The sequence below is a fragment of the Allobosea sp. BE125 genome, from assembly GCF_031456075.1.
Taxonomy (GTDB): domain Bacteria; phylum Pseudomonadota; class Alphaproteobacteria; order Rhizobiales; family Beijerinckiaceae; genus Allobosea.
Genome location: NZ_JAVDTY010000001.1, coordinates 560,505 through 574,419 on the forward strand (window position 1 = coordinate 560,505; position 13,915 = coordinate 574,419).

Annotated in this window: 14 protein-coding genes; 8 read left to right on the forward strand and 6 right to left on the reverse strand. The window is 66.0% G+C overall.

What is annotated here, in order from left to right; genetic code table 11:
* Positions 1–91: 91 nt before the first annotated feature.
* The gene (gene leuC, locus J2Y55_RS02580) at positions 92–1,549 is read left to right on the forward strand and encodes a 3-isopropylmalate dehydratase large subunit (protein WP_310147289.1); all 1,458 of its coding nucleotides are present in this window, start codon (positions 92–94) and stop codon (positions 1,547–1,549) included.
* Positions 1,546–2,166 carry a 3-isopropylmalate dehydratase small subunit gene (gene leuD / locus J2Y55_RS02585; protein WP_310147291.1) on the forward strand — a complete coding sequence of 207 codons (621 nt, stop codon included), beginning with the start codon at positions 1,546–1,548 and terminating at the stop codon, positions 2,164–2,166. Before leuC ends, leuD begins: the two co-directional genes overlap by 4 nt.
* A 26-nt stretch (positions 2,167–2,192) precedes the next feature.
* On the opposite strand, the gene J2Y55_RS02590 is transcribed toward leuD, so the two are convergent.
* On the reverse strand, positions 2,193–2,753 hold the full coding sequence (locus J2Y55_RS02590; protein WP_310147293.1) for a DUF4337 domain-containing protein: 561 nt from the start codon (positions 2,751–2,753) through the stop codon (positions 2,193–2,195).
* A 219-nt stretch (positions 2,754–2,972) separates the two neighbouring features.
* The gene (locus J2Y55_RS02595; protein WP_310147295.1) at positions 2,973–3,899 is read right to left on the reverse strand and encodes a tyrosine recombinase XerC; all 927 of its coding nucleotides are present in this window, start codon (positions 3,897–3,899) and stop codon (positions 2,973–2,975) included.
* A gap of 423 nt (positions 3,900–4,322) precedes the next feature.
* Here J2Y55_RS02595 and J2Y55_RS02600 point away from each other — a divergent pair, with 423 nt between their 5' ends.
* Positions 4,323–6,509: a primosomal protein N' gene (locus J2Y55_RS02600; RefSeq protein WP_310147298.1), complete on the forward strand. Its 2,187-nt coding sequence runs from the start codon at positions 4,323–4,325 to the stop codon at positions 6,507–6,509.
* Between the two features lie 83 nt (positions 6,510–6,592).
* Here J2Y55_RS02600 and J2Y55_RS02605 read toward each other — a convergent pair whose 3' ends face one another.
* Positions 6,593–7,033 (reverse strand): hypothetical protein, encoded by a 441-nt coding sequence (locus J2Y55_RS02605; protein ID WP_310147300.1) that lies wholly within the window; start codon positions 7,031–7,033, stop codon positions 6,593–6,595.
* A 419-nt stretch (positions 7,034–7,452) separates the two neighbouring features.
* Between J2Y55_RS02605 and J2Y55_RS02610 the strand changes: the two genes are divergently transcribed.
* The 5 genes from J2Y55_RS02610 to J2Y55_RS02630 all read left to right on the forward strand — a co-directional run bounded on the left by J2Y55_RS02610 (position 7,453) and on the right by J2Y55_RS02630 (position 12,530).
* Positions 7,453–8,025, forward strand: coding sequence for a F0F1 ATP synthase subunit delta (locus J2Y55_RS02610; RefSeq protein ID WP_310147301.1), 573 nt, complete (start codon positions 7,453–7,455; stop codon positions 8,023–8,025).
* Positions 8,025–9,554 carry a F0F1 ATP synthase subunit alpha gene (atpA, locus tag J2Y55_RS02615; RefSeq protein ID WP_310147304.1) on the forward strand — a complete coding sequence of 510 codons (1,530 nt, stop codon included), beginning with the start codon at positions 8,025–8,027 and terminating at the stop codon, positions 9,552–9,554. The genes J2Y55_RS02610 and atpA overlap by 1 nt, the downstream gene beginning before the upstream one ends.
* A 44-nt stretch (positions 9,555–9,598) precedes the next feature.
* A complete protein-coding gene (locus tag J2Y55_RS02620) occupies positions 9,599–10,468 on the forward strand; it encodes a F0F1 ATP synthase subunit gamma (RefSeq protein ID WP_310147306.1) in 870 nt (289 codons plus the stop codon).
* Positions 10,469–10,528: 60 nt separating this feature from the next.
* Entirely contained in the window at positions 10,529–12,010 is a 1,482-nt protein-coding gene (gene atpD, locus J2Y55_RS02625; RefSeq protein WP_092167799.1) for a F0F1 ATP synthase subunit beta, read from the forward strand.
* A gap of 106 nt (positions 12,011–12,116) precedes the next feature.
* Positions 12,117–12,530 (forward strand): F0F1 ATP synthase subunit epsilon, encoded by a 414-nt coding sequence (locus J2Y55_RS02630; RefSeq protein ID WP_310147311.1) that lies wholly within the window; start codon positions 12,117–12,119, stop codon positions 12,528–12,530.
* 51 nt (positions 12,531–12,581) lie between these two features.
* Here the strand turns inward: J2Y55_RS02630 and J2Y55_RS02635 are convergent, their stop codons facing one another.
* From J2Y55_RS02635 to J2Y55_RS02645, 3 genes are read right to left on the reverse strand one after another with little or no spacing between them, the layout of a single operon-like run.
* Complete coding sequence (locus tag J2Y55_RS02635) at positions 12,582–12,962, reverse strand: VOC family protein (RefSeq protein WP_310147313.1); 381 nt, start codon at positions 12,960–12,962, stop codon at positions 12,582–12,584.
* A gap of 16 nt (positions 12,963–12,978) precedes the next feature.
* A complete protein-coding gene (locus tag J2Y55_RS02640) occupies positions 12,979–13,491 on the reverse strand; it encodes an RNA pyrophosphohydrolase (protein ID WP_310147315.1) in 513 nt (170 codons plus the stop codon).
* Between the two features lie 51 nt (positions 13,492–13,542).
* Positions 13,543–13,848, reverse strand: coding sequence for an ArsR/SmtB family transcription factor (locus J2Y55_RS02645; protein WP_310147317.1), 306 nt, complete (start codon positions 13,846–13,848; stop codon positions 13,543–13,545).
* Between the last annotated feature and the right edge of the window lie 67 nt (positions 13,849–13,915).

Consider the following 13,915-nt stretch of genomic DNA (forward strand, 5'->3'; position numbering starts at 1 on the left):
ATCAGAACATCTATCTGTATAGCGTATAGGACAACTTGCTTGCGTCAAGCGCCGTGTGGTCGCTATGATCGGTGTGGAGAGGGTAGGCCCGATGACAGCCGCAACCATGACCGCGGGAACGCCTGGGAGCGCAAGCAAGTCCGAAGCCGGACCGCGCACGCTGTTCGACAAGCTCTGGGACGCGCATGTCGTCGTCGAGCGGCCGTCAGGCGATGCGCTGATCTGGATCGACCGGCATTTCGTGCATGAAGGTTCGTTTCATGCCTTTGCGCAAGTCGCGGGTCGCGACGGGGTCGTCGTCGAGCCCGGCCTGACCTTCGGCATCGCCGACCATTACGTGCCGACGCGCGGCCGCGACCACATCGCCAATCCCGAGATCGCCCGGATGATCGACGATCTCGAGGCGAATACGGCGCGCCATGATGTGACACTCTTCGGGCTGAACGATCCGCGCCAGGGCATCGTCCATGTCGTCGGACCCGAGCAAGGGCTGACGCTGCCGGGGCTGACGATGGTCTGCGGCGACAGCCATACCTCGACCCATGGCGCCTTCGGCGCCTATGCCTTCGGCATCGGCGCCTCGGAGGTCGCGCATGTATTGATGACGCAGACGCTCTGGCAGAAGAAGCCCCGGCGCATGCGCATCACCATAGACGGCACGCCTGCTCCGGGCGTTGGGGCGAAGGACTTCATCCTCAGCATCATCGCCAGGATCGGCGCGGACGGGGCGCGCGGCTACGCCGTCGAATATGCCGGCGAGACGGTGCGGGCGCTCTCGATGGCGGGCCGCATGACCATGTGCAACATGTCGATCGAGGCGGGCGCGCGCTGCGGGCTGATCGCGCCCGACGAGACGACTTTCGGCTGGATTGCCGGCAAGCCCTATGCGCCCAAGGGAGCGGCGCTGGAGGCAGCCATCGCCGCGTGGCGTCAACTGCCGAGCGATGCGGGTGCCGTCTTCGATCGCGAGATCACGCTTGATGCAGGCGCGATCGCACCGATCGTCACCTGGGGGACGAGCCCGGAGGATGCATTGCCGATCGGCGCCAGCGTGCCCGATCCCGCCACGCTCGCCGATGACGGTCGTGCTGCCGCCATGCGCGATGCGCTCGCCTATATGGGGCTGCAGCCGGGGCAGAAGCTCAGCGAGATCGCGGTCGACCGCGTCTTCATCGGCTCCTGCACCAATGCCCGCATCGAGGATCTGCGCGCGGCTGCGAGCGTGCTTGCGGGCCGCAAGGCGCGCGTGCCGGGCTTGGTCTCGCCGGGCTCGAGCCAGGTTAAGCGGCAGGCCGAGGAGGAGGGGCTCGATCGCATCTTCATCGCGGCCGGGCTCGAATGGGTCGAATCCGGCTGCTCGATGTGCGTTGGCATGAATGGCGACAGCGTGCCCTCCGGCGAGCGCTGCGCCTCGACGACGAACCGCAATTTCCGCGGCCGGCAAGGGCCGGGCGCCCGCACCCATCTGATGTCGCCGGCCATGGTCGCCGCTGCGGCCGTCACCGGGCATCTTACCGATGTCCGGCCGATGCTGGAGGGCCGGTCGTGAAGCCATTGACTGGGGTCAGCGGCCCGGCTTGCCCGCTCGGCCTCGCCGGCGTCGACACCGACCAATTGATCCCGGCCCGTTTCATGAAGCGGCCGCGTTCGGAGGGCTATGGCGGCTTCCTGCTGCATGACCTGCGCCGCGACGAGGCCGGGGTCGAGACGCCCGATTTTCCGCTCAACCGCCCGGTCTGGCGCGGGGCCGAGATCATAGTAGCGCGGCGCAATTTCGGCTCCGGCTCGTCGCGGGAGGCGGCGGTCTATGCGCTGGCCGACCATGGTGTCCGCGTCGTGCTGGCGCCGACCTTCGGCGACATCTTCGCATCCAACGCGGTCAAGAACGGGCTCTTGCCGGCTGCGCTCGACGAGGCCGATATCGAGGATCTGCTGGCGGCCCTGACCGCGACGCCGGATCTGCCGGTCAGTGTCGATCTCGCGGAGCAGACGGTTGCCTGGGGCAATCGCGCGGTCACCTTCGCGATCGATCCGGTCTGGCGCGAGCAATTGCTCAATGGCTGGGACGATATCGACGTGACGCGGTCTTTTGCCGGCGAGATCACGCGATTTCGCGAGGCCGACGGCGCCAGGCGGCCATGGGCGCGGCCCTCAGCGAAAGCCTGAACCTGGCGCTTTACGGCGAGGGGGTCTCAAAACAGCAGATGCGGGGCGAACATCGCCAGACTCATGAAGCCAAGGGCCAGGGCGCCGAGGCCGCCGCCGACGAAGGCGAGCATGACGACCCCGGTGATGATCGAGGCCGAGGCGACGACGATGCCGATCTGGAGCAGGCCCGAGGCGATCTCGAAATTCTCGTTCTTGGCCTTGTAGTCGTCGCGTTCATGCTCGGCCGCTTTGGCGCGGGCCATCAGTTCCTTGCGGCCCTCATTGGTCTCGGGCTCCGAATCGTAGCGCGCGGCAGTGGCCTTCCAGCCGTCGATCCGCTTCTGCATGCGCTCGCGGGCGGCCGGGTCGATCGTGGCGGCGAGGTCGATCTCCATCGCTTCCGACGCGGTGCGCACAGTGGTGCCGCGAATGGTCTTGGCTTGGAAGAAGGCCCACAGATTCGAGGCTTCGATGTTCTTGGCGACAGCTTCGTTCTCGGCCTGCTTGCCGCCGATCTCGGCCAGCGCCAGCATGAGCGCGAGAATGGCGATCAGCAGCGCGATCTTCTTGTTGCCGCCTTCCGGCGCCTCGAAATGCTCAGACATCAATCATCCCCCGTCCCGCGATTCGCGGTTGAACGCCATGTCCTTCCTCCAAGGCGACAGGTGAATGTCGGCTGAACGGGTTCCGCGCTTTTTCCGCGTTAGAGCCGGATGATTTCAAGCGGAGTCACAAAGTGACACCGTCTGAAATCTGAATCCGTCTCTCGTCCAGAAGTTAGAGCAGGATGCGAAAAACCGGTTCCCATTTTTTCGCATCCTGCTCTAGCGCCCGGCGCGAGGATGGGCGGCGTCATAGGCCGCCATCAAGCGCGTCGAGTCGATGCGGGTGTAGATCTGCGTCGTCGAGAGCGAGGCGTGGCCGAGCAGCTCTTGGATAGCGCGCAGATCGCCGCCGCGACCCAGCAGATGGGTCGCGAAGGAGTGCCGCAGGGAATGCGGCGTTGCCGAGGAGGGCAGGCCAAGTGCGCCGCGCAAGCCCTCGACAGCGAGCTGGATGATGCGGGGCGAGAGTGGGCCGCCCTTGACGCCGAGGAAAAGCGGACCATCCGGCGGCAAGCGCCAGGGGCAAAGCGCGATGTATTCGGCAATGGCCGTCACCACGGCCGGCAGGACAGGGACCATGCGGGTCTTCTGGCCCTTGCCGATCACCGTCAGGGTGTCGCCGGCGCTTGTCGGCGCCTGGGCGCGGGTCAGCGACAGCGCCTCCGAAATGCGCAATCCGCAGCCATAGAGCAGCGCCAGCACGGCGGCATCGCGCGCCAACACCCAGGCCTCGCGCTCCTCGCCGGCGCGGATCTCGACCTGGGTCACGGCCTTGGCGGCGCGGGCGTCGAGCGGGCGCGGCAGCGACTTGCCGATGCGCGGCCCGCGCGTCGCGGCGAAGGCCGCGGCTTTCAGCTTGCCGGTGCGCTCGCCGAAGCGGGCGAAGGAGCGCAAGCTCGCGAGTTGGCGCATCAATGTGCGGTTGCCGACATTCTCGCGCCGGCGCTGGCCGAGGAAGGCGCGCAGATCGAAGGGCTTCAGCGCCGCGATGTCGGCGAGCGAGGCCGGGCCGCCGAGATGGCCCTCCAGAAAGGTGGAGAACTGGCCGAGATCGCGGCCATAGGCTTCGAGCGTCTTGGGCGAGAGCCGGCGCTCATTTGCCAGATGGGCGAGCCAGTCGCGGCGCAGGGTGTCGAAATCGGTCACGGCTCGGGGCTCCCGTCATGGTCGGGCCCGGCCCGACCATCTCGTCCCGCGTTTGGCTCTGCAAGAGATGGCAGGGGCAAGCCCGGCCATGACGCGGTTGTTCCCTGAGCATGAGGCTCCCGCCTTAACAGGTCGCGAATCGATGCTAGAGGCTGTTAGGGACTTTTGGGATGATTTGACGCTGGCGATTTTGCGCGAATGCCAGGAGTTCGAGGACGCAAGCCTTCCGGCTTGCTACGAAGAACGACGCCGCAGTCGCGCAAAAGCGCCGCGCCCTGCGGGTGAGGTGAAAACGGCGGAGCTGCAGCGTCGCATCGCTTGCCGATACCGATGGTATCGTCTGCGCAATGCTCCTCCCATCTCCGTCGTTTTGACCTCATCAAATCCTCCCCAAAGTCCCTAACAGCCTCTAGACACGGCGCCATGAATGATGAGCCAGACAGCGGGGAAGAGGGCGGTACGGTCGACGTGCTGATCCCGCTCGGACTCGACCAGGCCTATAGCTATGCGGTGCCGAACGGGCTCGCGCTCAAGCCCGGCGATGTCGTGCAGGTTCCGCTCGGCCCGCGCGAGACCGTGGGTGTGGTCTGGAGCCTGGGCTCGGGGCGCGGCGGCAATCTCAAGCGGGTGACGGGCCGGGTCGACATGCCGCCGCTCGATCCCGCTTTGATGAAGCTGGTCGACTGGGTCGCCTGGTACACGCTTGCCCCCAAGGGCTCGGTGCTGGCGCTGGTCCTGCGCCGGCAGCCCGACGATACGCCGGAGCGGCCCAAGCTCGGCGTCCGCCTCGTCGGCGCGCCGCCAGCCCGCATGACGCCGGCCCGCGCCCGCGCCATTGCCGCCGCAGAGGGCGGCCTGCTGACGGGCAAGGCGGCGCTGGCGGAGGCGGCCTCGGTCAGCATGGCGGTGATCGACTCGCTGGTCGATGCCGGCACCTTCAGCGTCGAGGCGCTGCCGCGCGATGCTGTTGCGGCGATGCCCGACCCCGATCACGCGCAGCCGGTCCTGTCGGAGGGGCAGGCGGCAGCGGCCAAGGAGCTGGTGGCTTCGGTTCAGGCTGCGGCTTTCGGCGTGACCCTGCTCGAGGGGGTCACCGGCTCGGGCAAGACCGAAGTCTATTTCGAGGCGGTGGCGCAGGCGATCCGGCAGGGTCGCCAGAGCCTGATCCTGATGCCGGAGATCGCGCTGACGGCGCAGTTCATCGACCGTTTCGAAGCGCGCTTCGGGGTCAGGCCGGGCCTTTGGCATTCGGCCGTGACGGGCCGCAAGCGCGAGCGGTTGCAGGCGGCGATCGCGAGCGGCGAGGCCAGGGTGGTGGCGGGCGCGCGCTCGGCGCTGTTCCTGCCCTATCGCGATCTCGGCCTGATCGTCGTCGATGAGGAGCATGAGGCCGCCTATAAGCAGGAGGACGGCGTCAGCTATCATGCCCGCGACATGGCTGTGGTGCGCGGGCGCATCGAGAACGCGCCGGTCATCCTGACCTCGGCGACGCCCTCGCTCGAGACGCGCGTCAATGCCGAGCGCGGGCGCTATACGCATCTCAAGCTGCCCGAGCGCTTCGGCGGGCGCGAATTGCCGACGCTGGGGCTGGTCGATCTGCGCCAGGACAAGCCCGAGCGCGGGCGCTGGATCTCGGGCGCCTTGATCAAGGCGATCGCCGACAATCTGGAGGCCAAGGAGCAGTCGCTGCTCTTCCTCAACCGTCGCGGCTACGCGCCGCTGACACTGTGCCGCGATTGCGGCCATCGTTTCCAATGTCCGAACTGCTCGGCCTGGCTGGTCGATCATCGCTTCCGGCGGGCGCTGGTCTGCCATCATTGCGGCCATGTCGAGCGCCGGCCGCATGAATGCCCGGCCTGCCATGCGACTGAGAGCCTCTCGGCCTGCGGGCCGGGTGTCGAGCGCCTGGCCGAGGAGGTCGCGACGCTGTTCCCTCAGGCGCGGGGCATCGTGCTGTCCAGCGATTTTCCGGGTGGCACCGAGCGCTTGAAGCAGGAGCTGATGGCGGTCGCATCGGGCGAGTTCGACATCGTCATCGGCACGCAGCTCGTCGCCAAGGGGCATAATTTTCCGGGCATGACCCTGGTCGGCGTGGTCGATGCCGATCTCGGCCTGACCTCGGGCGATCCGCGCGCAGCCGAGCGGACCTTCCAGGTGCTGCGGCAGGTGACGGGCCGGGCCGGGCGCGGCGAACGGCCCGGCCGTGCGCTGCTGCAGACGCATGATCCCGGGCACCCCGTGCTGAAGGCGCTGATCTCGGGCGATCCGGAGCGGTTCTACGCCGCCGAGACCGCTTCACGCGAGGCGGCCGGCCTGCCGCCTTTCGGAAGGCTCGCCGGCTTGATCGTGTCGGCCAATACGGCGGCGGAGGCGGAGGGGCATGCGCGCGCGCTGGCGCGCTGTGCCGATGCGCCTGATGGTGTCTCGGTGCTGGGGCCGGCCGAGGCGCCCCTTGCGGTGCTGCGCGGGCGCCACCGCGTGCGATTGATCGTCAAGACGACGCGCGAGGTCAATTTGCAGGATTATCTGCGGGCCTGGCTCAAGCGCGGGCCGAAGCCGAAAGGCTCGGTCAGGGTCGCGGTCGATGTCGATCCGCAGAGCTTTTTGTAAGACGTGAGAGCATTGCGCGAAACAGCGGGTACCCGATTTTCGCAGGAGCAATGCTCCAAGCTTTTAGAATCGATCACGTCGTCTCACCGCAACGGCGTGATGTTGAGGATGAGGTCGCCATAGTTGGGCACGCCGCCGGTTACCGTGCGCAAATAGAGCTTGTCGCCGATCTTGAAGAAGACCGAGGCGCGCGACGAGGCGTCCTCCATCGTCACATAGAGGGTGTTGCCGTAGCGGACCTCCCATTTGCCTCGCGTCGGCTTCTTGCCGCCTGATTCATAGAAGCCGACATGGAGCGGGCCGGAGATGGTGTAGTCGTGATTCCTGTAGAGCGAGATCACGGTCTTGTCGCGGAAGGTGAGCCGCCGGCCGCCGACCGTCTCGTCATTCAATTGCATGTAGCGGATTTCCGCTCCGTCCTGGGCGAAGGCCGGTGGCGGCGCGAGCGGCCAGGCTGCGGCAAATGCGCCGACCAGGATATGAAGGCCGGTGAAGAGCCCGAGACCGATCCTGTTCCTTGCCATGTCGATCTCCGTATCCCGGCTTGTGCCGATGCTTCGGCCGGCAGCGGGCGAGCGCGATCGATCCAGCCCGTGTCGGGGTCCGATGCATTCGATCGTCCGGTGAAGTTAGTGCATGGCGTCGAAAAGTGGAAACCGGTTCTCGATGGGTCGCGGGCTCCAATCCGGTGGCGAGAGCTGATGGATCATTGATCGCGGGGAGGCGAAAGCCTGCCCGGCGCCATCCCCAGATTGAGACCGAACTGTGGCGTTCTTCGGGTTGCGCACCCCCGGATCGCATGCTAGTGCACCGCCGCATTCTCGGTGTTAAGTGCGCTTGCCAGCGCGCATTTCGCCTGATCGATACATCGCAGCGCTAGGACGATGCACTCCGCCCTCGCAGGGGGTCGCCGGTGTGGTCCTTTGAACGAGAGACGTGACGCGTGGCTGAAGGCGGATCGCAGGATCGAGTACTGGTTTCGGGCGTCGCCGGGCGCTACGCCACGGCGCTCTTCGAGCTGGCGAGCGAGGCCAATGCCATCGACGCCGTTTCCGCCGACCTTTCCAGCTTCAACGCGATGCTGGCCGAGAGCGCCGATCTGCGCCGGCTGGTCGAGAGCCCGGCCTTCTCGGCTGAGGATCAGGTCGCCGCGATCAAGGCGATCCTCGCCAAGGCAGGCATCTCCGGCATCGCCGGGAACTTCATCGGGTTGGTCGCCAGCAAGCGCCGCCTGTTCACGCTGCCAGGCATGATCCAGGGCTATCGCAACCTTGTTGCCGAGGCCAAGGGCATCGTCAGCGCCGAGGTCACACTCGCTGAGCAGCCCACGGCCAAGCGCGTCGAGGAAATCCGGTCCGCCCTCAAGGGCGTCGCCGGCAAGGATGTCGATGTCGCGATCAAGATCGATCCGGCGCTGATCGGCGGGCTCATCGTCAAGATGGGGTCCCGCATGGTCGACGCCTCGCTGAAAACCAAACTCAATTCAATTCGTCTTGCCATGAAAGAGGTCGGCTGATGGAAATCCGCCCCGCTGAAATCTCCACGATCCTGAAGGCCCAGATTTCCAACTTTGGGTCCGAAGCCTCCGTCACCGAGGTTGGCCAGGTTCTCTCCGTCGGCGACGGCATCGCCCGCGTCTACGGTCTCGACAAGGTCCAGGCCGGTGAGATGGTCGAGTTCGAGAGCGGCGTGCGCGGCATGGCGCTCAACCTCGAGAGCGACAATGTCGGCGTCGTGATCTTCGGCTCCGACCGCGAGATCAAGGAAGGCCAGACGGTCAAGCGCACTGGCGCGATCGTGGACGTGCCGGTCGGCAAGGAGCTGCTCGGCCGCGTCGTCGACGCGCTCGGCAACCCGATCGACGGCAAGGGCCCGATCAAGGCCAAGGCCCGTGCCCGCGTCGACGTCAAGGCGCCCGGCATCATCCCGCGCAAGTCGGTGCATGAGCCGATGGCGACCGGCCTCAAGGCGATCGACGCCCTGATCCCGATCGGTCGCGGCCAGCGCGAGCTGATCATCGGCGACCGCCAGACCGGCAAGACCGCCGTGGCGCTCGACACGATCCTGAACCAGAAGGCCAATAACGAAGGCACGGATGAGAGCCAGAAGCTCTACTGCGTCTATGTCGCCATCGGCCAGAAGCGCTCCACCGTCGCCCAGTTCGTGAAGGTGCTCGAAGAGCGCGGCGCGCTGGAATATTCGATCGTCGTCGCCGCGACTGCCTCCGACGCTGCCCCGATGCAGTTCCTGGCGCCCTTCGCCGGCTGCGCCATGGGCGAGTATTTCCGCGACAACGGCATGCATGCCGTCATCATCTATGACGATCTGTCGAAGCAGGCCGTCGCCTACCGCCAGATGTCGCTGCTGCTGCGCCGCCCGCCGGGCCGCGAGGCCTATCCGGGCGACGTGTTCTATCTCCACTCCCGCCTGCTCGAGCGCGCCGCCAAGATGGGCGACGCTGCCGGCAACGGTTCGCTGACGGCGCTGCCGGTCATCGAGACCCAGGCCAACGACGTCTCGGCTTATATCCCGACCAATGTGATCTCGATCACCGACGGCCAGATCTTCCTCGAGACCGACCTGTTCTACCAGGGCATCCGCCCGGCCGTGAACGTCGGCCTCTCCGTCAGCCGCGTCGGTTCGGCCGCGCAGACCAAGGCGACCAAGAAGGTTGCCGGCAAGATCAAGGGCGAGCTCGCGCAGTATCGCGAGATGGCCGCCTTCGCGCAGTTCGGCTCCGATCTCGACGCGGTCACCCAGCGCCTGCTCAACCGTGGCGCCCGCCTGACCGAGCTCCTGAAGCAGGCGCAGTTCTCGCCGCTGAAGATGGAAGAGCAGACGGTCGTGATCTATGCCGGCGTCAACGGCTATCTCGACCCGCTGCCGGTCAACAAGGTCCGTGCCTTCGAGGACGGGCTGCTCGCGCTGGTGCGCGGCAAGCATCTCGACCTGCTCAACGCAATCCGCGACAGCAAGGATCTTTCGGACGCGAATGCCGCGAAGCTGAAGGATCTCGTCACGGACTACGCCAAGTCGTTCGCCTGAGGCCGCGCGGGGCGCTGAGCGCTCCGCCAATATGAGGATCGTCGATGCCTTCCTTGAAGGATCTACGAAACCGCATCGCCTCCGTGAAGGCGACGCAGAAGATCACCAAGGCCATGCAGATGGTCGCGGCTGCGAAGCTGCGCCGGGCGCAGGCTGCGGCCGAAGCGGCGCGTCCCTATGCCGAGCGCATGGAGACGGTGCTGGCCAATCTGGCCTCCGGCGTCTCGGGTTCGAGCGCGCCGAAGCTGATCGCCGGCACGGGCGCCGACAAGGTGCATCTGCTGGTGGTCTGCACGGCCGAGCGCGGGCTTTGCGGCGCGTTCAACTCCTCGATCGCGCGTCTGGCGCGCGACAAGGCGAATGCGCTCAAGGCCGAAGGCAAGACGGTCAAGATCATCTGCGTCGGCAAGAAGGGCCATGACGTCCTGAAGCGCCAGTTCGAGAAGGACATCATCGAGCTGATCGACCTGCGCGCTTTCAAGCAGGTCGGCTTCGTCAATGCCGAGGCGATCGCCCAGAACATCCTGGCGCGCTTCGCCGAGGGCGAGTTCGACGTCGCGACGCTGTTCTTCTCGAAGTTCAAATCGGTGATCTCGCAAATCCCGACGGCGCAGCGCATCATTCCCGCCGAAATTCCGGCCGGCACGAAGACGACCGAGGCCGTCTACGACTACGAGCCCGATGAAGGCGAGATCCTGGAGACGCTGCTGCCGCGCAACCTCACGGTGCAGGTGCTGCGCGCGATCCTGGAGAACGCGGCTTCCGAGCAGGGCGCGCGCATGTCGGCGATGGATTCCGCCACGCGCAATGCCGGCGAAATGATCAAGAAGCAGACGCAGCTCTATAACCGCTCGCGTCAGGCGATGATCACCAAGGAACTGATCGAAATCATCTCCGGCGCGGAAGCGCTCTAACGTCTAGCAATTAGGCTGGCATGCCGGCCACCTGACACGCTGTACCCGAGGTTCGAAACCATGGCCAAAGCCGCTACCAAGAAGACCGTCGCCGCAGAGAAGCCTGCCAACACCGGCACCGGCCGCATCGTGCAGGTCATCGGCGCCGTCGTCGACGTGCAGTTCGATGGTGCTCTGCCGGAGATCCTGAACGCACTCGAGACCGACAATCTCGGCAACCGCCTTGTGCTCGAAGTCGCCCAGCATCTCGGCGAGAACACGGTCCGCACCATCGCGATGGACTCCTCCGAAGGCCTGGTTCGCGGCCAGTCGGTCACCGATACCGGCGCGCCGATCTCGGTGCCGGTCGGTGACGAGTGCCTCGGCCGCATCATGAACGTCATCGGCGAGCCGGTTGACGAACTCGGCCCGATCGGCGCTGCCACGACGCGCGGCATCCACCAGCCGGCTCCGTCCTATTCCGAGCAGTCGACCGAGGCGCAGATCCTCGTCACAGGCATCAAGGTCGTCGACCTCCTGGCGCCTTACGCCAGGGGCGGCAAGATCGGCCTGTTCGGCGGCGCCGGCGTCGGCAAGACCGTGCTGATCATGGAGCTGATCAACAACGTCGCGAAGGCCCATGGCGGCTATTCGGTGTTCGCCGGTGTCGGCGAGCGCACCCGCGAAGGCAACGACCTCTATCACGAGATGATCGAGTCCAAGGTCAACGTCGATCCGAAGGAACATGGCGGTTCGGCCAAGGGCTCGAAATGCGCCCTGGTCTACGGCCAGATGAACGAGCCTCCGGGCGCCCGCATGCGCGTCGCCCTGTCGGGCCTGACCGTCGCCGAGCATTTCCGCGACCAGGGCCAGGACGTGCTGTTCTTCGTCGACAACATCTTCCGCTTCACGCAGGCAGGTTCGGAAGTGTCGGCTCTGCTCGGCCGCATTCCCTCGGCGGTGGGTTACCAGCCGACGCTGGCGACCGACATGGGCAACCTTCAGGAGCGCATCACCACTACCAATAAGGGCTCGATCACCTCGGTGCAGGCGATCTACGTGCCGGCCGACGATCTGACCGACCCGGCGCCCGCGACCTCGTTTGCTCACCTTGACGCCACGACCGTGCTCTCGCGCTCGATCGCGGAAAAGGGCATCTATCCGGCGGTCGACCCGCTCGACTCGACCTCGCGCATGCTCTCGGCGGCGATCGTCGGCGAGGAGCACTACGCCATCGCCCGTCAGGTCCAGCAGATCCTCCAGCGCTACAAGGCACTGCAGGACATCATCGCGATCCTGGGCATGGACGAGCTCTCGGAAGAGGACAAGATCTCGGTCGCCCGCGCCCGCAAGATCGAGCGCTTCCTGTCGCAGCCCTTCCACGTCGCGGAAATCTTCACCGGCTCGCCGGGCAAGCTGGTTGCGCTCGAGGACACGATCAAGGGCTTCAAGGGCCTGGTCGAGGGCAAGTACGACCACCTGCCGGAAGCCGCCTTCTACATGGTCGGCTCGATCGACGAAGCGATCGAGAAGGCGCAGCGCCTGGCCGCCGAAGCGGCGTAAGGGGCGTCATTCTCGGGCTCGTCCCGAGAAACTCTGGACGAGTGCACACTGGTTTTCGAGATGGCCGGGTCAAGCCCGGCCATGACGAGCCCGGAAGAGAGTAGCAATGGCAACCTTCAAGTTCGAACTCGTCTCGCCTGAGCGCATCCTGTTCTCGGGCGACGTCGTCAGCGTCATCATCCCGTCCGTCGAGGGCGAGATCACCGTGCTGGCCGGTCATGCGCCGCTGGTCGCCACGTTGAAGGCGGGCATCGTCTTCACCCAGACCGATGGCAGCAACGGCAAGGAATTCTTCGTTAATGGCGGCCTCGTCGAGGTCAACCATGCTGCGACGACGATCCTGGCTGAGCAGGCGAACTTCCTCGAGGACGTCGATGCCGCCGTTCTCGACAAGGAGATCCTGACCGCCGAGACCAAGCTCGCCGGTACGCATGACGAAGACGAGCGCAAGCGCCTGCACGACGTTCTGGTGCAGCTGCGCGAGTTCAAGCACGTCTTCGAGAGCCGCAAGGCGGCGTAGGCAGCAGCCTTTACCTCAGAGACTGTCGAAAGGCCGCGCGAGCGGCCTTTTTCATGCGTAGCTGATGAATTCCAGCAGCGAGCCGTCGGGATCGCGGAAATAGACGCTGGTTCCCGGACCGCCGCGGCCGAAGCGCGGAACCGGCCCGAGTTCGATTGCGACCCTTCGCGCCTGCAGATGCGCGATGGCGTCAGCGATCGGCCCTGACCAGGTGAAGCAGAGGTCGCTGCCGCCGGGCGGCACCGGCAGGCGCGCGACCGGGGTCGGGTTCAGGCCCGGCCCATGGCAGTTCAATTGCGCCGCGCCGATGCGATAGACGAAGCCCGCGCCGTTGGGGAGGATCTCGGCTCCGATCACATCGCGGTAGAAGGCGTTCGAGCGCTCCCAGTCCGAGACGTGAATGACGCAATGGTCGAAGCTGATCAGGCTCATCGCAGGCTCCAGGGGGTTAGGGCGAAATCAGGGCACCGGGGGCGGCGAAGTGCGAGAAGGCCTGCACGACCCGCTCATAGACCGGTCGCTTGAACGGCACGATGCGGGACGGCATCTCAGCCAAGGGCAGCCAGGCCCATTCACTGAACTCCGCCGGCTCGTCGCCATTGGGGCGGGTGATGTCGATCTCGCTGTCTTGCCCCTCAAAGCGGAAGGCGACCCAGCGCTGGCGCTGGCCCCGGAAGGCGCAGAGCTTATGCGCCGGGCCGTCATAGGGCGGGAAGTCGTAAGTCCACCACTCCTGCGTCAGCGCCAGGACCGTGGCGCTCGTCACGCCTGTTTCCTCAGTGAGCTCGCGACGCGCTGCCGCGACGATGTCCTCATCGGGATCGATGCCGCCTTGCGGCATCTGCCAGTCGAAACCGGGCTGCACGATCTCCGGGCCGGCGCTGTGCGAGCGGCCGGCGAAAACCAGGCCGCCGGCATTGAACAGGGCGATGCCGACATTGGGGCGATAAGGGAGGTCCATCCGGCGAGCTTAAGACACCGTGTCGGTGAGCGAAACGGGCGGGCGAAAACCTCAGTCGTTGCGGGCCGAGAGAACACAGGACAGCAGCCCCGGGAAACGGCGCTCGATATCCTCCCGACGCAATGCGTTCATCCGTGTTGCGCCCTCGTTACGTGTCCGGATCAGCCCGGCCTCGCGCAGGACCCGGAAGTGATGGGAGACGCTGGATTTCGGACGGTCGCCTTCGAGCGCCTGGCAGCTCGCCTCGCCTTCGACTGCCAGCCTGCGGACGACATCCAGCCGAAACGGATCGCTCAGCGCGTGAAAGACGTCCTCGATCGCGATCTCTTCCGAAGCGGGCAGGCGGGCATGTCGCATGGTGACGAGCCTATCACAGGGTTTTGATATTGCCAAAGTTCGAAAAATATCGAACCATCGAATAATG